Below are 18,950 nucleotides of genomic sequence, written 5' to 3'. Positions count from 1 at the left end.
GCTCAGCGATCGGGCAGGGCGTGCTCGACGATGGGCAGCCGCGGTTGCGGTTGGCGTTCGCGGCGCTTGGCCGACAAGTACACCTCGGCGGTCTCTTTTGCCACCGTCTGCCAATCGAAGTCGGAGGTAAGCCGCTGCCGGGCCGCGCGGGCGCGGCGTTGTGCGGCGGCGGGGTCGTCGAGCACCGTTCGTACCGCGTCAGCCAGTCCTGCCACGTCGCGAGGCGGACATGACACCCCGGTGACGCCATTGATCACGGCTTCGCCCAGACCGCCGATGTTCGACGTCACCAGCGGTACACCCGCGGCGGCGGCTTCCAGCGCGGCCAGTCCGAACGGCTCGTAGTGGCTGGGCAGTACCGCGGCGTCGGCCCGATGCAGCGCTGCCAGCAACTCCTCGTGGTGAAGGTGTCCGACGAAACGAGTTGCCTTGAGCACCTTGTATTTACGTGCTTGCTTTATCAGCCAGTCCTGCTGGGTGCCGTCACCGGCGACGGTCAGCGTGGTGCCAGGGTGGGTGCGCCTGATCCGGGGCAATGCGGCGATCGCATCGTGCACCCCCTTCTCGTATTCCAACCTTCCCACGTAGAGCAGTTCGGCCGGCCCGGTCCGTGGGCGTCGTGGCGCGAACGGCCAACGCGCCGCGTCTATTCCGTTGCGAATCACCGTCGTCTCGGACAGTCCGGGGCCGAACAACTCGGTGATCTCGTCGCTCATCGACGCCGAACACGTGATCAGCGAATCGGATTCCCGCACCAGCCACGACTCGACCGCATGCACCTGACGGCTGATAGCTCCGCTGACCCAGCCGGAGTGCCGGCCGGCCTCGGTCGCATGAATCGTGGAAACGATTGGCACATCATAGAATTGGGCGAGCGCGATGGCGGGGTGAGCAACCAGCCAGTCGTGGGCGTGTACCACATCGGGACGCCAGGGCCGGTCGCTGCCGTGCCGTTTGAGGGACAGTCCCGCGCGGATCATGGCGTGGCCCATGGCCAGCGTCCACGCCATCATGTCGGTGCCGAAAGTGAACTCGTGCGGGTCCTGAGCGGCCGCGATCACACGCACCCCCTCGCTGATCTCGTCCGAGGAGGGGTGGGTGCTGGGATCGGTGCCGGTGGGCCGACGAGACAGGACGACGACGTCGTGGCCGGCCTCGGCCAACGCGGTCGACAGGTGGTGAACGTGGCGTCCCAGGCCGCCGATAACCACCGGCGGGTACTCCCACGAGATCATCAGGATCTTCACGCGCGTGCCCTTCCGCCTTGCCGCGAGCGCTCGCGAAATGCCACGTGTAGCGGCGTGTCGTTGGCACGACACGCACGCTCGCGGCGGGACGGGCGAGCGGTCACCTGGGTAGCCTACGGGCATCCAGCGCGCCGAACAGTCCGTCGGCCAGGTTCCACCCCTCGGCCAGGCGCTGGGCTGTGTCGCGGCGGCCCGACGCGAGCGCCCCGGCGATTTCCCGGGTGGCGTGGGCGTGCAGGTGGGCGCGGTAGCGCGCATAGTCGGCGGCGGAGTCCTTGCTGACCATGAACGGCCAATCGCTGGACACGGTCAGCAGTGTCTCGCGCAGGATCTGGTCGGCGACGTGATCGCGAGGCGTTGGTCCGTCCAGCGATGCGGTCTGGGCAAGTGCCTTGTCGACCGTGGTCAAAGCGGTGTCGACGACCTCGGCGTTGAGCTGAACGAGGTCGGTCACCTGCTCGCCGTTCCACACCTGCCAGTCCTTGCCTGAACCCCAAGAGCTGGGCGGCAATTCGACCGGCGAGCCGACGAACCCGGCCGCCAACGCGTCGCTGAGTGTGCCGACCCGCACCCCGGCTTCGGGCAGCGCCCGCAGCACCCGCGCCAGCCAGGTCGGGCCCTCGTACCACCAGTGGCCGAACAACTCGGTGTCGAAGGCGGCGACCACGTGCGCGGGCCGGCCGATCCGCTCGGATTCCGAAGCCAACCGGTTGCGCACCACGTCGACGAAGTCGCTGACGTGCACGTCGACCGCACGGTCGGCCCGCTCCGGGTCGTAAGGCGCTTTGTCTTCGGATCCCACGTTGCGACCGGTGACCCGGGCCGGCTTCAGCCCGGTGAGATGGTCGTAGGTGTGAAAGTCGCGGTAAGCGGCGTGGCCGGGGTAACCGGACTTTGGCGACCACACCCGGTAGCTGACCTGCAGGTCACGACCGAATGCGACGACGTCGGTGGCGCCCACGGGCCGGCCCAGCGCGGTGTCACCGTGCAGCGACGGACCGTCCACCATGAAGTGGGTGACGCCGGCGGAGTTGTACTCGGTTTCCAGGCCCGGGGCATACGCGCATTCCGGCGCCCAGATTCCGGTCGGGCTGTGCGCCAGGCGCAAACGCGCATCGGCCAGACCCTCGCGCAGCGCGAACTCGCGCAGCCGCGGCGCAAGTAGCGGCTGGAACGGATGGGCCAACGGACCGCCGAGCAACTCCACGGTGCCCGCATCGATCAGGTTTCGCAGCAGCGGGCTGCCGCCGTGCCGCCACCGCGTCGCGAAGTCCTCGAGCGCCTGGTCGGCTTCCTCACGCTCACGAATACCGAACGCCTGCAAGGCTTCCGGAGTGCAGGACAGGTAGCCGGCCGACTTCGACCGAGGTAACGACCGCACGCTGGCGGCTTCGAATGCGCGCAGCCGCCAGTTCGCCAGCCAGTGGTACATGCCGTCCAGGCAGTACGGGTCGTCGAGTTGGGCGTTGACCACCGGCGTCATGCCCAGCGTGAGCAACCCGTGGCGGTCCTCCTCAGCCAGCTCGCGCAGCACCCGGAACAAGGGGAGATAGGCCGCCGACCACGACTGGTAAAGCCATTCCTCACCGACCGGCCACCGGCCGTGATGAGCCAGCCAGGGCAGATGGGTGTGCAGCACCAGCGTGAACATGCCCGGCACCTGGTGCTGGCCAGCGGTGTTCAACGCCGCACCGCGATTGCAATCAAGTCCAGGCTGTCGTCGATGTTGCGAATCTCACGTCCGCTCAGCTCGAAGTCGGCGGTGCGCACCGCCGCCACGTCAGCGATCAGCTCGGGCGCCCAGGGCGCGTCGGTGACCGCGCGCTCGATCTGGGCGTCGATGATCGAACCGCCATGGCGGGCGTCCATCTCCCGCAACCGCGGCCCGTGGAACAAACCACTCATCGAAACGTCCGAGAAACCGCCTTCGAGTAGCAGTTCGGTGAGTTCGTCGGCATTGAGTTCGCGGGTGTGGAACGGGTTGATCGGGGTGTCGCGACCGGGGGAGAAGGTGATCCGGTTGGGAGTGGAGACCATTAGCAGGCCCGACGGCCGCAGCACCCGCGCGCACTCCCGGATGAACTGGCCCTGATCCCACAAATGCTCGATCACCTGAAAGTTGACGACGACGTCCACCGATGCGTCGGGCAGCGGCAGTTCGGTGAGGTTCGCGTGCATCACCTCGACCCGCGGGTAGCGGCTGCGCACGTGGGCCACCGCGGACTCGTCGTAGTCCACCGCGACCACCCGGCGCGCGACACCGGCGATCAGGTCCGCGCCGTAACCCTCACCGCAGCCGGCTTCGAGCACGTCACGGTCGACGCAGCGCGGCGCGAGCCGTTCGTAGACGACCTCGTGGCGGCGGAACCAGTAATTCTCTATGTCCAGGTCCGGAATGGTGCGTTCCCCGGTCAGCGTCAAGACCGCGTCAACCGCCGGCCCGGTACCGGCGGGTATCAGTTCTGGCCCGTCAGGGGTGAATGCGCTCATTGCCAAGGCAGGCTAACGCCTGGCATCGGATTCGCGAACCGCGAACGGGGGCCAACCCGCTCGCGGGGGCGATCCGGGGGAAAGAACGTGCAGTACGACCCGCTATGGTGTGAGAGCAGACCGCACGAAGTTACCGACTAGTAACATTCGCTGTGCATTGCGTAACTCGTGACCGAGGTCCTGCAGCCGATCGCTGCGGGACACCTTCGAGGAGGACGAACCACACTCATGACGAACATCGTGGTCCTGATCAAGCAGGTCCCAGACACCTGGTCGGAGCGCAAGCTGTCCGATGGCGATTACACGCTGGACCGCGAGGCCGCCGACGCGGTCCTGGACGAGATCAACGAGCGTGCCGTGGAAGAGGCGCTGCAGATCCGCGAGCGCGAAGGCGGCGACGGATCGGTGACCGTGTTGACCGCCGGTCCCGAGCGCGCCACCGAGGCGATTCGCAAGGCGCTGTCCATGGGCGCCGACAAGGCCGTGCACCTCAAGGACGACGGCCTGAGCGGCTCCGATGTCATCCAGACCGGGTGGGCGCTCGCGCGGGCGCTGGGCGCCATCGAGGGCACCGAACTGGTGATCGCGGGCAACGAGGCGACCGACGGCACCGGCGGTGCGGTGCCGGCCATCATCGCCGAGTACCTGGGGCTGCCGCAGCTCACACACGTGCGCAAGTTGGCCGTCGAGGGCGGCAAGGTGACCGGCGAGCGGGAGACCGACGACGGCGTCTTCGCCCTCGAAGCGACCCTGCCCGCCGTCGTCAGCGTCAACGAGAAGATCAACGAGCCGCGCTTCCCGTCCTTCAAAGGCATCATGGCCGCCAAGAAGAAGGAAGTGACCGTCCTGACGCTGGCCGAGATCGGGGTCGAGGCGGACGAGGTCGGGCTGGACAACGCCGGGTCGACGGTGAAGTCGTCGACGCCGAAGCCGCCGAAGACCGCGGGTGAGAAGGTCACCGACGAGGGCGAGGGCGGCAACGACATCGTCAAGTACCTGGTGTCCCAGAAGATCATCTGACCTAGCCGCTGATCCTTTAAGACGAGAAGAGCGAAATTCATGGCTGAAGTATTGGTGCTCGCTGAGCACGCTGATGGTGCCCTGAAGAAGGTCACCGCCGAGTTGATCACCGCCGCCCGCGCGCTGGGTGAGCCGTCCGCCGTCGTCATCGGCGCGCCGGGTACGGCAGGCCCGCTGGTGGACGGGCTGAAGGCGGCCGGTGCCGCCAAGATCTACGTCGCCGAGTCCGACGACGTCGACAACTACCTGATCACGCCGTATGTCGACGTGCTCGCCGCGCTGGCCGAGTCCAACGCGCCGGCCGGCGTGCTGGTGGCCGCCACCGCCGACGGCAAGGAGATCGCCGGTCGCCTCGCCGCCCGGATCGGCTCCGGCCTGCTGGTCGACGTGGTCGAGGTCAAAGAGGGTGCCGTGGGCGTCCACAGCATCTTCGGTGGTGCGTTCACCGTCGAGGCGCAGGCCAACGGCGACACCCCGGTGATTTCGTTGCGCGCCGGTGCAGTCGACGCCGAGCCGGCCGACGGTGCTGGTGAGCAGGTGACCGTGGAGGTGCCCGCACCCGCCGAGAACGCGACCAAGATCACCTCCCGTGAGCCCGCGGTCGCCGGTGACCGGCCGGAACTGACCGAGGCCAGCGTCGTGGTGTCCGGTGGCCGCGGTGTGGGCAGCGCGGAGAACTTCAGCGTGGTCGAGGAGCTGGCCGACTCGCTCGGTGCGGCCGTCGGTGCCTCGCGCGCCGCGGTCGACTCCGGCTACTACCCGGGCCAGTTCCAGGTCGGCCAGACCGGCAAGACGGTCTCGCCGCAGCTGTACATCGCGCTGGGCATCTCCGGGGCGATTCAGCACCGGGCCGGCATGCAGACCTCGAAGACGATCATCGCGGTCAACAAGGACGAAGAGGCGCCGATCTTCGAGATCGCCGACTACGGCGTGGTCGGCGATCTGTTCAAGGTCACGCCGCAGCTGACCGAGGGAGTCAAGGCCCGCAAGGGCTAGCTTTCGCTGCGCCAGCAGACGCAAGAGCACTGTGGAGCGGCCGCTCCGCGGTGCTTTTGCGTCTTGTCGCGCGAGCAAGTTGTCACCTGACGTGCACCGACCTGTCAACGCAGCGACGCCAACTCGCTCATCGCCTAGGTCACCTTGTGGGCATGAGCATCGCTTCTGTACTCATACCCAGCGACAAACCGCGCGGCTCGGCGACACGGTCGTCGTCCGGACCGCCCTATTCTCTGTTGCTTTCCAACGATTCCAGCCTGATCGAGGCCGCCCAGCGGCTGCGCTACGAGGTCTTCAGCACCACACCCGGATTCACCATGCCGGCCCCTCCCGACGGCAAGGCCGACGGCAGAGACGCCGACCGGTTCGACGAGCACTGCGACCATTTGCTGGTCCGCGACGACGAGACCGGCGAACTGGTCGGCTGCTACCGGATGTTGCCGCCCTCGGGTGCGATAGCGGCCGGAGGGCTTTACACCGCAACGGAATTCGACGTCCGCGCCTTCGACTCACTGCGTCCCTCCCTGGTCGAGATGGGACGCGCCGCGGTGCGTAACGGCCACCGCAATGGTGGTGTGGTGTTGCTGATGTGGGCAGGCATCCTGGCCTACCTGGACCGCTGCGACTACGACTACGTAACCGGGTGTGTGTCAGTGCCGATCGAAACCGACGGCCAGGCTCCCGGCAGTCAGCTTCGCGGCGTACGGGACTTCGTGCTCAAGCGGCACCCGGCCCAGTACCGGGTCCAGCCATATCGCCAGGTATGCGTCGACGGTAAGACCCTCGACGACATCCCGCCGCCCGAGCGGCCCACGGTACCGGCATTGATGCGCGGCTACCTGCGCCTCGGTGCCCGCGTCTGCGGGGAACCCGCGCACGACCCGGACTTCGGGGTCGGCGACTTCTGCGTGCTGCTGGGCAAGCGCGACGCCGATACCCGCTACCTCAACCGGCTACGGTCGGTCTCGGCCGCCACCGAGATGTCCGGCGGCGCGGCCTGATGAACGGGCCGGCCGGACACTCCTGGCTACCCCGCGCATCGTGTGACCTCGGCTGTGTGGGCGATGTCCTGGGTTCGGAGCGCTTCTCGGTGCGGCTGCGCATGGCGCTTCGGATCGCCATGGTGCTGGTGCTGGCGCCGGGACTGCCGTTGCTGGGGGTGCCGTTACCCGGCAGCACCCACATCCAGCGCGCCTACTGCCGGCTGGTGCTGCGCAGTCTCGGCGTGCGGATCACCGTGTCGGGCAACCCCATTCGCAATATCCGCGGCGTCCTGGTGGTGAGTCGGCACGTGTCGTGGCTGGACGTCTTCGCGATCGGCGCGGTGTTGCCGGGGTCCTTTGTCGCGCGCGCCGATATGTTCACCGGACCCGCGACCGGAATTGTGGCACGCGTCCTGAAGATCATCCCGATCGAGCGGACCAGCCTGCGGCGGCTACCCGAGGTGGTGGACGCGGTTGCTCGACGGCTGCGCGCGGGCCAGACGGTGGTGGCTTTCCCAGAGGGAACCACCTGGTGCGGGGTGGTATCTGGGAGCTTCTACCCGGCCATGTTCCAGGCCGCGATTGACGCGGGACGTCCCGTCCAACCGTTGCGACTGAGCTACCACCACGTCGACGGCAGCCTGTCCACCGCACCCGCCTACGTCGGCCGGGACACCTTGCTGCGGTCGGTCTGCCGGGTGGTTCGAGCGCGCCGCACACTGGTCAGGCTGCAGGTCGAGTCCCTGCAACTGCCCGGCGACGACCGTCGCCTGCTGGCTCGGCGGTGCCAGTCCGCCGTGCGGCCGGGTTCGTCGCGTATCCCCGGACATCACCCTGGTCACGCGCCTGGTCACGCGCTGATCTCCTGACCGCACGACGCGGGTGGGGGCGGTACCTGTGCGGTCTGCTCACGAGATTCTGGGTCCCTGAGGTTGCCCGGTATCGTGGCACGAGTCATGGCCTACCTCGATCACGCCGCCACCACCCCGATGCATCCCGCTGCAATCGCGGCGATGACGGCTGTGCTGGGGACGGTGGGCAATGCCTCGTCGCTGCACACTTCTGGGCGCACGGCGCGCCGGCGCGTCGAGGAATCCCGCGAACTGATTGCCGAAAAGCTGGGGGCGCGGCCTTCCGAGGTGATTTTCACCGCGGGTGGGACCGAGAGCGACAACCTGGCGGTCAAAGGTATCTACTGGGCGCGCCACGACGCTGACCCGAGTCGCCGCCGCATCGTCACCACCGAGGTCGAGCACCACGCCGTGCTGGACACCGTGCAGTGGTTGGTCGACCACGAAGGCGCCGAGGTCACCTGGCTGCCGACCGCCGCCGATGGTTCGGTGTCGGCGGCCGCGTTGCGCGCCGCGCTGGAAAACCCGGACGACGTGGCGTTGGTGTCGGTGATGTGGGCCAACAACGAGGTCGGCACCATCATGCCGATCGCCGAACTGGCCGCGGTAGCCGCTGAATTCGGTGTCCCGATCCACAGTGATGCGGTACAGGCCGTGGGACAGCTACCCGTTGACTTCGCAACCAGCGGTCTTTCGGCAATGAGCGTGACCGCACATAAGTTCGGTGGCCCGCCGGGAGTGGGCGCCCTGCTGTTGCGCCGCGACGTAAGTTGCGTGCCGCTGCTGCACGGTGGCGGCCAGGAGCGTGACATTCGTTCCGGCACACCAGATGTCGCCGGTGCCGTCGGGATGGCGACGGCGATACAGATCGCGGTGGACGGGCTGGAGGTCAACAGCGCTCGGCTGCGGGTGCTGCGCGACCGCCTGGTCGAGGGCGTGCTGGAAACGATCGACGACGTCCGCGTCAACGGCGCCCGCGACGCGTTGCGTCTTCCGGGCAACGCGCACTTCACTTTCCGCGGTTGCGAAGGCGATGCGCTGCTGATGTTGTTGGACGCCAACGGAATCGAGTGCTCCACCGGATCGGCGTGCACGGCAGGCGTCGCCCAGGCTTCACACGTGCTGGTGGCGATGGGTGCCGATCCGGCCAGTTCTCGCGGCTCGCTGCGACTTTCGTTGGGCCATAACAGTGTTGACGCTGACGTCGACGCGGCGCTGCAGGTGTTGCCCGGTGCGGTGGCACGGGCCCGACGCGCCGCGCTGGCCAGTGCGGGGCTGGTTAAGTGAAGGTTCTCGCCGCGATGAGCGGTGGCGTCGACTCCGCTGTTGCCGCTGCCCGCATGGTCGATGCCGGACACGACGTGGTCGGTGTGCATTTGGCGTTGTCGAGCGCACCGGGCACGCTTCGCACCGGCTCGCGGGGCTGCTGTTCAAAGGAAGATGCATCCGATGCGCGCCGGGTCGCCGATGTGCTCGGAATCCCGTTCTACGTCTGGGATTTCGCCGAGAAGTTCAAAGAGAACGTGATCGACGATTTCGTATCGTCCTATGCGCGTGGCGAAACCCCGAATCCCTGCGTCCGCTGCAACCAGGAGATCAAGTTCTCGGCTCTTTCGGCGCGCGCACTGGCTTTGGGCTTCGACACCGTCGTCACCGGGCACTATGCGCGACTGTCCGGTCGGAAGCTGCGTCGCGCCGTCGACCGGGACAAGGATCAGTCCTACGTGCTGGCTGTCTTGAACGCCGAGCAGTTGCGCCACGCCGCCTTTCCGATCGGTGACACCCCCAAGCCCCAGATCCGCGCCGAAGCCGCGAGCCGAGGTCTGGCCGTTGCCGAAAAGCCGGACAGCCACGACATCTGCTTCATTCCGTCCGGCAACACTCAAGCGTTTTTGGGCGAGCGGATCGGCGTTCGTCGCGGCAGCGTGGTCGATCAGGACGGCTCGGTACTTGCCGAGCACGACGGCGTGCACGGCTTCACCATCGGACAACGCAAGGGCTTGGGCATTGCCGGGCCCGGCCCGGACGGCCGCCCGCGCTACGTCACCGCCATCGACGCCGACACCGCGACCGTGCATGTCGGCACCGTCGCGGACCTCGACGTGCACGGGTTGATCGGAAGGCAGCCCGTTTTCACCGCGGGCACCGTCCCCTCGGGCCCGATCGAATGCGAAGTCCAGGTGCGGGCGCACGGTGAAATCGCTAGTGCGGTAGCAGAATTCGTCGACAACCAACTCACAGTTCAGTTGCGCGCGCCGCTGCGTGGCGTGGCCCGCGGTCAGACGCTGGTGCTTTACCGTCCCGACCCCGCCGGTGACGAGGTGCTGGGTAGCGCCACCATCGCGAGCACGGGCTAGCTGCCCGGAACGTTTGCGGCCATGTTCGTCAGCACGATCTCGGAGACCGACTCCGGAAAGCCGCAGAACGTCACCTCCAGCAGTGCCGTGGAAAGCACCCGGTAGTCACGTCCGCACGCACCCGGCCGCATGTGCAGCGACTCGGCGTCAGCGTCCCACGAACTGACGAACAACCAGCCCATCGAACTTTCTGCGCAGTTCTTGACGGTGCTGACCAGGCCATCGAAGGCGCGCCGGGCCGCGTCGGCGTCGTGATAACTCGCCGCACCCTCGGAAATCATCCGGCCCTCGGGAGGATCCTGGAAGGTCGTCTTATGAAACGCCTTGACATCCGGACCGAAGGTCGCGGTCTCGGCGAACACGAACCGGCATTCCGGCGGCGTGCTGGTAGCCAGCGCCTCGATGTCCACGGGGTAGCGCCCGTCCATCGACGGAATGATCGTCAGATGCTCACCGGCGCCGGTGATCGCGCGCATCCGGGACGGGTCGAGCAGCACGGCGGCGGCGTCCAGCACGCCCACCGGGACGGCACCGTATGCGGGCAAAGCTTCGCCGTCCACCACGCGCGTACACGCCGCCGTCAGCAACATCGCGCAACACCAGAGCGAACGTAGCCGCAGGCGTCGCATCAATCTGGCCATCTGCCACCCTTCTGGGTCGAACCTACCCGCCGCGCCCGTCGCTAAACACCCCTGCTGACCGGCGCACCATGCGACGTCGAATACGGTTGCCCGGTGAGTGTTTCGACGCATCCGTTTGCCAAAGCCAGCGGCGTCGGCTCGTGGCCCGGCACCTTGGCGCGCCCGGCCGCCGAAGTCGTCGTCGGCGAACTGGCGGACGCAATGGCTCACCTCGTGGAGCTGCCCGCCAGGGGAGTGGGTGCAGACCTGATCGGCCGGACCGGCGCGATGCTTGTCGATGTAGCCATCGACACCGTGCCGCGCGGCTACCGCATCGTCGCGCGTCCGGGTGCGGTGCTGCGCCGGGCGGTCTCCATGCTCGACGAAGACATGGACGCCCTCGAGGAGGCGTGGGAGACGGCGGGTCTGCGCGGTGGCGACCGGGTGGTCAAAGTCCAGACGGCGGGGCCGGTCACGCTGGCGGCCGGGTTGGAACTGAGCAACGGCCACCGAGCGATCACCGATCCCGGCGCGCTGCGCGATCTGGCCGCCTCACTCGCCGAGGGCGTCGCGGGCCATCGCGCCGCACTGTCGCGCCGCCTGGACACCCCGGTGGTGGTCCAACTCGACGAACCGACCCTGCCGGCCGCGCTGGGTGGGGGGTTGAGCGGCGTCACCGCATTGAGTCCGGTGCCACCACTTGACGAAGCGGTGGCGGCCGCACTGCTGGAAACCTGCGTGCAGGGTGTCGGGGCGGATGTGATGCTGCACAGCTGTGCCACTGGAATACCGTGGGACCTGTTGCAGCGCAGCGGAATTGCGGCAGTCTCGGTCGACGCCGGCACACTGCTGGCCGCGGACCTGGACGGCATCGCCGCGTTCGTCGAATCCGGCCGCACCATCGTGCTCGGCGTCGTCCCGGCGAGCGCTCCGCAGCGATCGTTGTCGGCTGAGCAAGTGGCCACCGCGGTGGTTTCGGTGACCGATCGGCTCGGCTTCGGACGCTCGGCGCTGCGCGATTGCGTCGGCGTTACACCGGTCTGTGGTCTGGCGGTTGCCACGCCGCAGTGGGCGCGCACGGCAATCGGGCTGGCCCGCAAGGCCGCCGAGGCGTTCGCCGAAGATCCGGACGCGATCTAGCGCGGGAGTCAGCTTCAGCTAGCGTGCGGCGACTCGGTTGCCGGCTGGGCGGCGAGCCGACAGCGCTTCGATTACCTCGTTGGCCACACGTATGCCTGACTCGATGGCGCCGTCGAGGTAGCCGGGGTGGTGACTAGCTGTTTCGGTGCCGGCCCAATGGATGTCGCCGACAGGTGTGGACGCCACGGGCAGCAGGCCTTCGGTGGTTCCGGGGCAGGGCAGGGCCACGTAGCCGCCGCCGACGTTCTCGTCGAGGTGCCAAGACTTTTCGTGCCAGTCGACCGGTTCGAGGATTTCGGGCCCGATGTGTCGGCTAAGGGCGCTCAGTATCGCGTCGCGGCGCGCGGGTTCATCGAATGCGTCGAGTTCGCGTGCGTCCGGGCCTGCCACGAGCACGCACAGGTGTCCGGGGCCGCCGGGTGGGCTGGTATCGAAGACGGCTCGCCCGGGGTTGTCCAGAATGATGAACTCGCTGTGGTTGCGTTCCCGCCAGAACGGGCGCTCATAGATGGCGATCGCTTTGTAGACCGAGCCCATGTAGGTGTTGCGTGACAGCGCAACTCGGTGGCCGGGAAGCTGTGGGTCGAAGGTGATCCGTGCGGCGCTCGGGGGCGGGACCGTGACGATGACTTTCGCCGCCCGCACGACGCCCGCGTCGGTGTCGAGGGTGACGCCGCTTTGGCTGCGGGCAATCGTTGTGACGCGGTGGCTCAAACGGACTCGCGGTCCGAGGTCGCGCGCGAGGCCGTCGACGAGTGCGCCTATCCCTTGCGTCAGCAACGATTCTTGTGCGCCCCCGCTGGTGGACAACATGGCCTTCAGGCCACCCTGTTGGCGGATCGTGCTAGCCATGGCGTGGATGGAGAAGCGGTCCAGATCGGCCGTCCACGAGACCAAGCCGATTACTTCCAGCAGACGTCGGGTGGTGTGCCCTGGGACTCGGCGCAGCCATGAGGCAACGGTTGTGGCGTTCCACCGCTGCGTAACTCGGCAGCGGGACAGCAATTCGACGCCGGCGACGATGAACGCGGTCAGGACCATCGACGGCGAGACCGGCCGTATCCGGCGAGATCCGCTGATCAGCACGGGCAGCGGTCGGGTATGCATCCGAAACCGTTCGGCGCCCAGTTCTTCGGCCAACTCGATGATGCGGTGGTGGTCGTGGCCGATCCACTGTCCGCCGAGGTCTACCCGCGAGCCGAGGACGGTCGTCTCGGTCATCGCTCGTCCGCCCAACCGGTCGGCAGCCTCGAGTACCACGACATCGACGCCCGCACGGGCAAGCTCGCGGGCTGCCGTCAGCCCGGAAAGCCCCGCACCCACCACAGCCACCGTCGCTGTGGCGATGGACTGGGACGGTTCCGGTGTCTGTCGCGAATCCATCTGGGGTCCTTCTTCTGGTTGAATAGTAAGTCGGTCAACCGACCGACTGTTCAAGGTAATGCAGTAGGGCCCTCGAACGCAATGTCTTCGAACGCAGGCCCTAGCCGCGGGTCCGCGCGCTGGTGACGGGTTGTGGGTCAGCGAAGGCAACGAGCATGTCGATCGCCCGGTTGAGATCGCGACGCGCGCGATCGGGATCGGGATTGGCCACGTATTGCACGATCAGGCCGTCGACGACAGCGAGACAGAGGCGTCCGAGCGTGTCGAAGTCGACCGCGCAGCGCTCGCCGGCACCCGAGGCGGCCCGTTCACACAGTTCGGTGATCAACGAGGTGTAGTGCTGGTAGAGGGCCAGGCCCCCCGAGTCCTGAGTTCGGGCCGAGTACATCGCCAACTCGTATTGCATGATTTGGACGCCGATGTCGCCTTGCACCAAGGTGTCCCAGAAGCGGATCGCACCGTGCCGGATGGCATGTTCGAGACCTTGATCGAGCTCCAGATCGGCCCCGACCGTATCGACCACCTCACCGATGACCGCGGTGATCACCGCGCGCAACATCTTTTCCTTGGTCGGGAACACGTAGTGCAGCGTGCCCAACGGAATCTCGGCCTCGGCCGCGACCGCGCGCAACGTCGTCGCCGACACCCCCGCCGCCGCAAGCACGCTTCTGGCCGCCGCGACGATCTGCTCCTCGCGTTCGGCTGCTTTGACGTACGCCATCTAAACCGCCCTCTCGGCCGCTTGCTTCACGTGCTTTAGTTTAAGTCGGTCATCCGACTTAGTCGGACACGACGCACGCCGGTGCTCGAGTGCGTGTCCGCGGTGCCCGCGTCGCCGCTCACCGGTGGGCCCCACCGTAAGTCCGGCCGCTGGTGGATAGCCTTTGAAGGTGACTTCGCCCGACGTGTTGCGGCAATGGCAAGACCTGGCCGAGGAAGTGCGCGAGCACCAGTTCCGCTACTACGTGCGTGACGCGCCGATCATCACCGACGCGGAGTTCGACAAGTTGCTGCGCGCGCTGGAGGCGCTCGAAGACGAGCATCCCGAGTTGCGCACACCCGACTCGCCCACCCAGCTGGTCGGGGGCGCTGGGTTCGCGACGGATTTCGAGCCGGCGGAGCATCTTGAGCGAATGCTGAGCCTGGACAACGCGTTCAGCGGCGACGAGCTGTCAGCTTGGGCGGCAAGGGTGCACGCCGAGGTCGGCGACGCCGCACATTACCTGTGCGAATTGAAGATCGACGGTGTCGCCTTGTCGCTGGTCTACCGGCAGGGCCGGCTGACCCGAGCCGCGACCCGCGGGGACGGGCGCACCGGCGAGGACGTCACCAACAACGCCCGCACCATCGATGATGTCCCCCAACGGCTCACGGCCACCGACGAATTCCCGATCCCCGAGGTTCTTGAGGTCCGCGGCGAGGTTTTCTTCCAGGTCGAGGACTTCCAGGCGCTCAACGCCAGCCTCGTCGAGGCCGGCAAGGCGCCGTTCGCCAACCCGCGCAACAGCGCCGCGGGCTCGTTGCGCCAGAAGGACCCGGCCGTCACGGCCCGTCGCAAGCTCCGGATGATCTGCCACGGTCTGGGTCGAATCGAGGGCTTCCGGCCGGCCAGCCAGCACGAGGCGTACCTCGCACTGAAAGCCTGGGGACTGCCGGTGTCCCAGCACACCAGCCTGGTCGACAACCTGACCGCGGTGTCCGAACGCATCGAGTACTGGGGCGAGCATCGCCACGAAGTGGCCCACGAAATCGATGGCGTGGTGGTCAAGGTCGACGAGGTGGCGTTGCAACGGCGGCTGGGCTCTACATCGCGCGCCCCGCGCTGGGCCATCGCCTACAAATACCCGCCCGAGGAAGCCCAGACGAAACTGCTTGACATCAAGGTCAATGTCGGCCGCACCGGGCGGGTCACGCCGTATGCGTGGATGACCCCGGTGAAGGTCGCGGGCTCGACCGTCTCGCAGGCCACGCTGCACAACGCCTCGGAGGTCAAGCGTAAGGGTGTGCTGATCGGTGACACCGTGGTGATCCGCAAAGCTGGCGACGTGATCCCCGAGGTACTCGGGCCGGTGGTCGACCTGCGTGACGGGTCCGAACACGAATTCGTCATGCCCACAACGTGTCCCGAGTGCGGCACCACGCTGGCGCCGGAGAAGGAAGGCGACGCCGACATTCGTTGTCCCAACACGCAGCGCTGCCCGGCGCAGTTGCGGGAGCGGGTTTTTCACGTCGCCAGCCGCAATGCCCTCGACATCGAAGGGCTTGGCTATGAGGCGGGTGCGGCGCTGCTGGGGGCTGGAGTGGTCGACAGCGAAGGTGATCTGTTCGACCTCACCGAAGACGATCTGTTGCGCACCGAGTTATTTCGGACCAAGGCCGGCGAGCTGTCGGCCAACGGTAAACGGTTGCTGGCCAACCTCGGCAAGGCCAAAGCCGCCCCGCTGTGGCGGGTGCTGGTGGCGTTGTCGATCCGTCATGTCGGACCGACCGCGGCCCGCGCCCTCGCCACCGAGTTCGGCAACCTCGACGCGATCCGCGACGCGTCCACCGAACAGTTGGCCGCCGTCGAGGGGGTGGGGGGAACCATCGCCGCGGCGGTCACCGAGTGGTTCACCGTCGACTGGCATCGCGAGATCGTCGACAAGTGGCGCGCCGCCGGGGTGCGGCTGGCCGACGAGCGCGACGACAGCGTGCCCCGCAACCTGGCCGGACTGACGATCGTGGTCACCGGCTCGCTGGCCGGCTTCTCCCGCGACGACGCCAAGGAAGCTATCGTGGCCCGCGGCGGCAAGGCCGCCGGCTCGGTGTCGAAGAAGACCTCTTACGTCGTCGCCGGAGACTCACCGGGGTCGAAGTACGACAAGGCCGTCGAACTCGGCGTACCCATTCTCGACGAGGACGGATTCCGAAGGTTGCTGGCCGAGGGTCCCGACCCCGAACCGCAAGAACCGGAGTAACAGCCAGGCGGCTGCTCGCTGCCACCGGGCAAACGGTCTTATGGTGGGCGCTATGAGTCAGGCCGCCGACTGGTCCGCGGATGCATCCCCCTGGTCGCCGCGGGAGGCCGAGTTGCTCGCGGTGGACGCGGTGGCCAACACCGCGCGCGAGTAAGGCCACGGTGTACCGCTCGCCCGCGTCCGGCCAGCCAGATGCTGCGACCCTACGGTTCCCGCCCGGCGGTCCGGCAACTGCTGCTCTGGGAAGACGACGATCCCGTCGTCAAAACCCAAGCGCCGTAACGCATCTGCTTCAACGCAACAGGGTCGCGACGATGCCGGCCAGATAACCCAGCCGTGCCACCTCCGACGGCCGGAACTCCGGCCCGGGTCGGCCCAGCACCACCGCGGTGTGCGGATCGCCCAGCGGCGCCGCGACCATCGTGGTGTCCATGTCGCGCCAAGCCTGCGGCACCCACTCCGCGCTGCCATCCAGCGTGGCAGCCTGCTCGATCGGCAGCCACGGTGCCGAATCCGCCCGCGTTTCGGGTGCACCCGCGCTGCCGGCCAGCCGCTGTAGCTTTCCCTGCGAGCTGCGCAGCACCGTGCACCAGCTCACCCGTAGGATCCTGGGCGCCTGATCAGCCAAGACCTGTAGACGCGAAGCGTTGTCGCGGGCCGCCGACACCAGGTCAAGCAGCTCCAGTTCCCGGTGTGCTTCCAGCAGGCCGGTGTGTGGACGCACGCTGTCCACGCGCACACCGGGCAGCGATTCGGCCGCGGTGATAAGCGCGTCCGGCATCGCTCCGGCCGGGATCTCGATCACCAGGTCGTCGATCGCGTAACCGCCAGTGCGCTCGACCACATCCAGCGACAAGATGTCGGCGCCCACCGAACCGAGCGCGACGGCCAGCGACCCCAGACTGCCTGGTCGGTCGGCCAACTCAACGCGCAATAGATAGGACGGCACGGCCAACACTGTTGCACAGCGACGCGTTCGTGGCATTTCGGCCGGTGCCTCGCCCCCGTGCGCCGAGCGTGAAGCCAGCTTGACGCTCGATGCTTGAGTTCAAGATGCCCAACGTGAAGCCAGCTTCACGGTCGCGGCGGGATAGGCTTTTCGCTCGTGTCCCAGATCTCCCGCGACGAGGTGGCCCACCTGGCTCGGCTGGCCCGGCTGGCGTTGACCGAGACCGAGCTGAACAGCTTCGCCGGTCAGCTTGACGCCATCTTGAGCCATGTCAGCCAGATTCAGGCCGTCGACGTGACCGGCGTCGAGGCCACCGACAACCCACTCAAGGACGTCAACGTCACGCGCCCGGACGAACCGCAGCCGTGCCTGACTCAGCAGCAGGCGCTCGCCGCCGCGCCCGAAGCTGTCGACGGCCGCTTCGCGGTTCCGCAGATCCTGGGGGAGAGCCAGTGACGGACATCATCCGGCTCGATGCGGCGACGCTCGCCGCCAAGATCGCTGCCAAGGAGTTGTCCTCGGTAGAAATCACCCAAGCTTGCCTGGACCAGATCGCGGCGACCGACGAACGCTACGGCGCATTCCTGCACGTCGCGGCCGACGAAGCGCTGGGCGCCGCGGCGGCCGTCGACAAGGCGGTTTCTGCCGGTGAGGCGCTTCCGTCGCCGCTGGCCGGCGTTCCGCTGGCGCTCAAGGACGTCTTCACCACGATCGACATGCCGACTACCTGCGGCTCGAAAATCCTCGAGGGCTGGCGCTCGCCGTATGACGCCACGCTCACCGCGCGGTTGCGGGCCGCCGGCATTCCCATCCTGGGCAAGACCAACATGGACGAGTTCGCCATGGGCTCCTCGACGGAGAACTCGGCCTACGGCCCGACCCGCAACCCGTGGGACGTCGAGCGGGTGCCGGGCGGTTCCGGCGGTGGTAGTGCGGCTGCCTTGGCGGCGTTCCAGGCGCCACTGGCCATCGGATCCGACACCGGTGGTTCCATTCGCCAACCCGCCGCACTGACCGCGACCGTCGGCGTCAAACCGACCTATGGCACGGTGTCGCGCTACGGGCTGATCGCGTGTGCGTCGTCGCTGGACCAGGGCGGCCCGTGCGCGCGCACCGTGCTGGACACCGCGTTGCTTCACCAGGTTGTCGCAGGCCACGATCCGCGCGACTCCACCTCGATCGAAGCCGAGATTCCCGACGTCGTCGGCGCGGCCAGGGCGGGTGCCGGAGGTGACCTGAACGGCGTTCGAGTCGGGGTGGTGCGTCAGTTGCACAGCGGCGAGGGCTACCAAGCGGGTGTGCTGTCCTCGTTCGAGGCCGCCGTCGAACAGCTCAAGGCGCTGGGCGCGCAGGTCAGCGAAGTCGACTGTCCGCATTTCGACTACTCGTTGCCGGCGTACTACCTGATCCTGCCGTCGGAAGTCTCGAGCAACCTGGCCCGCTTTGACGCCATGCGCTACGGACTGCGGGTCGGCGACGACGGCAGCCACAGCGCCGAGGAGGTCATGGCCATGACCCGCGCCGCCGGTTTCGGACCAGAGGTCAAGCGGCGCATCATGATTGGCACCTACGCGCTGTCCGCGGGTTATTACGACGCCTACTACAACCAGGCGCAGAAGGTGCGCACCCTGATCGCCCGCGACCTGGACGAGGCCTACAAATCCGTCGACGTACTGGTGTCGCCGGCGACCCCGACCACCGCCTTCCGGCTGGGGGAGAAGGTCGACGACCCGCTGGCCATGTACTTGTTCGACATGTGCACGCTGCCGCTGAACCTGGCCGGGCACTGCGGCATGTCGGTACCCTCCGGGCTTTCCTCCGACGACGGGCTGCCGGTGGGGTTACAGATCATGGCGCCGGCGCTACGCGACGACCGGCTGTACCGGGTGGGTGCGGCCTACGAGGCCGCCCGCGGCCCCCTGCCTACCGCGATCTAGCTGGCGCGAGCAGACACAGA

At 67.6% G+C, this 18,950-nt stretch carries 17 protein-coding genes and 1 pseudogene; 11 read left to right on the top strand and 7 right to left on the bottom strand.

Annotation, left to right across the window (positions count from 1 at the left end):
* Nucleotides 1-2: 2 nt before the first annotated feature.
* The 3 genes from A5634_RS09635 to A5634_RS09625 form a co-directional block, all read right to left on the bottom strand.
* Entirely contained in the window at nt 3-1,247 is a 1,245-nt protein-coding gene (locus A5634_RS09635; protein WP_065143822.1) for a glycosyltransferase family 4 protein, read from the bottom strand.
* Between the two features lie 100 nt (nt 1,248-1,347).
* Nucleotides 1,348-2,898: a glycoside hydrolase family 57 protein gene (locus A5634_RS09630; protein ID WP_081290318.1), complete on the bottom strand. Its 1,551-nt coding sequence runs from the start codon at nt 2,896-2,898 to the stop codon at nt 1,348-1,350.
* Nucleotides 2,899-2,927: 29 nt separating this feature from the next.
* Nucleotides 2,928-3,737: a class I SAM-dependent methyltransferase gene (locus tag A5634_RS09625; RefSeq protein WP_065143820.1), complete on the bottom strand. Its 810-nt coding sequence runs from the start codon at nt 3,735-3,737 to the stop codon at nt 2,928-2,930.
* 228 nt (nt 3,738-3,965) lie between these two features.
* Between A5634_RS09625 and A5634_RS09620 the strand changes: the two genes are divergently transcribed.
* The 6 genes from A5634_RS09620 (at nt 3,966) to mnmA (ending at nt 9,944) form a co-directional block, all read left to right on the top strand.
* Nucleotides 3,966-4,757 carry an electron transfer flavoprotein subunit beta/FixA family protein gene (locus A5634_RS09620; protein ID WP_065143819.1) on the top strand — a complete coding sequence of 264 codons (792 nt, stop codon included), beginning with the start codon at nt 3,966-3,968 and terminating at the stop codon, nt 4,755-4,757.
* 39 nt (nt 4,758-4,796) lie between these two features.
* Nucleotides 4,797-5,753: an electron transfer flavoprotein subunit alpha/FixB family protein gene (locus tag A5634_RS09615; protein ID WP_065143818.1), complete on the top strand. Its 957-nt coding sequence runs from the start codon at nt 4,797-4,799 to the stop codon at nt 5,751-5,753.
* Between the two features lie 152 nt (nt 5,754-5,905).
* A complete protein-coding gene (locus tag A5634_RS09610; protein ID WP_065143817.1) occupies nt 5,906-6,754 on the top strand; it encodes a GNAT family N-acetyltransferase in 849 nt (282 codons plus the stop codon).
* Nucleotides 6,754-7,605 (top strand): lysophospholipid acyltransferase family protein, encoded by an 852-nt coding sequence (locus A5634_RS09605; RefSeq protein WP_065143816.1) that lies wholly within the window; start codon nt 6,754-6,756, stop codon nt 7,603-7,605. The genes A5634_RS09610 and A5634_RS09605 overlap by 1 nt, the downstream gene beginning before the upstream one ends.
* An 87-nt stretch (nt 7,606-7,692) precedes the next feature.
* The gene (locus A5634_RS09600) at nt 7,693-8,874 is read left to right on the top strand and encodes a cysteine desulfurase family protein (protein WP_065143815.1); all 1,182 of its coding nucleotides are present in this window, start codon (nt 7,693-7,695) and stop codon (nt 8,872-8,874) included.
* Nucleotides 8,871-9,944: a tRNA 2-thiouridine(34) synthase MnmA gene (gene mnmA / locus A5634_RS09595; RefSeq protein ID WP_065143814.1), complete on the top strand. Its 1,074-nt coding sequence runs from the start codon at nt 8,871-8,873 to the stop codon at nt 9,942-9,944. Before A5634_RS09600 ends, mnmA begins: the two co-directional genes overlap by 4 nt.
* On the opposite strand, the gene A5634_RS09590 is transcribed toward mnmA, so the two are convergent.
* Complete coding sequence (locus tag A5634_RS09590; protein WP_065143813.1) at nt 9,941-10,585, bottom strand: sensor domain-containing protein; 645 nt, start codon at nt 10,583-10,585, stop codon at nt 9,941-9,943. The genes mnmA and A5634_RS09590 overlap by 4 nt on opposite strands.
* Before the next feature lie 93 nt (nt 10,586-10,678).
* On the opposite strand from A5634_RS09590, the gene A5634_RS09585 reads away from it, so the two are divergent.
* Complete coding sequence (locus A5634_RS09585) at nt 10,679-11,704, top strand: methionine synthase (RefSeq protein WP_081290315.1); 1,026 nt, start codon at nt 10,679-10,681, stop codon at nt 11,702-11,704.
* Between the two features lie 18 nt (nt 11,705-11,722).
* Here the strand turns inward: A5634_RS09585 and A5634_RS09580 are convergent, their stop codons facing one another.
* Nucleotides 11,723-13,087 carry a flavin monoamine oxidase family protein gene (locus A5634_RS09580; protein WP_065143811.1) on the bottom strand — a complete coding sequence of 455 codons (1,365 nt, stop codon included), beginning with the start codon at nt 13,085-13,087 and terminating at the stop codon, nt 11,723-11,725.
* Nucleotides 13,088-13,187: 100 nt separating this feature from the next.
* A complete protein-coding gene (locus A5634_RS09575; protein WP_065143810.1) occupies nt 13,188-13,808 on the bottom strand; it encodes a TetR/AcrR family transcriptional regulator in 621 nt (206 codons plus the stop codon).
* A gap of 169 nt (nt 13,809-13,977) precedes the next feature.
* On the opposite strand from A5634_RS09575, the gene ligA reads away from it, so the two are divergent.
* Together ligA and A5634_RS28140 are read left to right on the top strand one after the other, a co-directional pair.
* Nucleotides 13,978-16,044 (top strand): NAD-dependent DNA ligase LigA, encoded by a 2,067-nt coding sequence (gene ligA, locus A5634_RS09570; protein ID WP_065143809.1) that lies wholly within the window; start codon nt 13,978-13,980, stop codon nt 16,042-16,044.
* 40 nt (nt 16,045-16,084) lie between these two features.
* Nucleotides 16,085-16,214, top strand: a pseudogene (locus A5634_RS28140) (TetR family transcriptional regulator); the annotation flags it as partial.
* A gap of 122 nt (nt 16,215-16,336) precedes the next feature.
* Here the strand turns inward: A5634_RS28140 and A5634_RS09565 are convergent.
* Nucleotides 16,337-16,993 carry an amino acid-binding protein gene (locus tag A5634_RS09565; RefSeq protein WP_155769449.1) on the bottom strand — a complete coding sequence of 219 codons (657 nt, stop codon included), beginning with the start codon at nt 16,991-16,993 and terminating at the stop codon, nt 16,337-16,339.
* Between the two features lie 156 nt (nt 16,994-17,149).
* Between A5634_RS09565 and gatC the strand changes: the two genes are divergently transcribed.
* Both gatC and gatA read left to right on the top strand, forming a co-directional pair.
* Entirely contained in the window at nt 17,150-17,449 is a 300-nt protein-coding gene (gatC, locus tag A5634_RS09560; RefSeq protein WP_065143807.1) for an Asp-tRNA(Asn)/Glu-tRNA(Gln) amidotransferase subunit GatC, read from the top strand.
* The gene (gene gatA, locus A5634_RS09555) at nt 17,446-18,930 is read left to right on the top strand and encodes an Asp-tRNA(Asn)/Glu-tRNA(Gln) amidotransferase subunit GatA (RefSeq protein WP_065143806.1); all 1,485 of its coding nucleotides are present in this window, start codon (nt 17,446-17,448) and stop codon (nt 18,928-18,930) included. Before gatC ends, gatA begins: the two co-directional genes overlap by 4 nt.
* The last annotated feature ends 20 nt before the right edge of the window (nt 18,931-18,950 follow it).

It is taken from the genome of Mycobacterium asiaticum (genome assembly GCF_001673365.1).
GTDB lineage: Bacteria > Actinomycetota > Actinomycetes > Mycobacteriales > Mycobacteriaceae > Mycobacterium > Mycobacterium asiaticum_A.
This window is presented reverse-complemented; position numbering and strand designations above follow the sequence as displayed.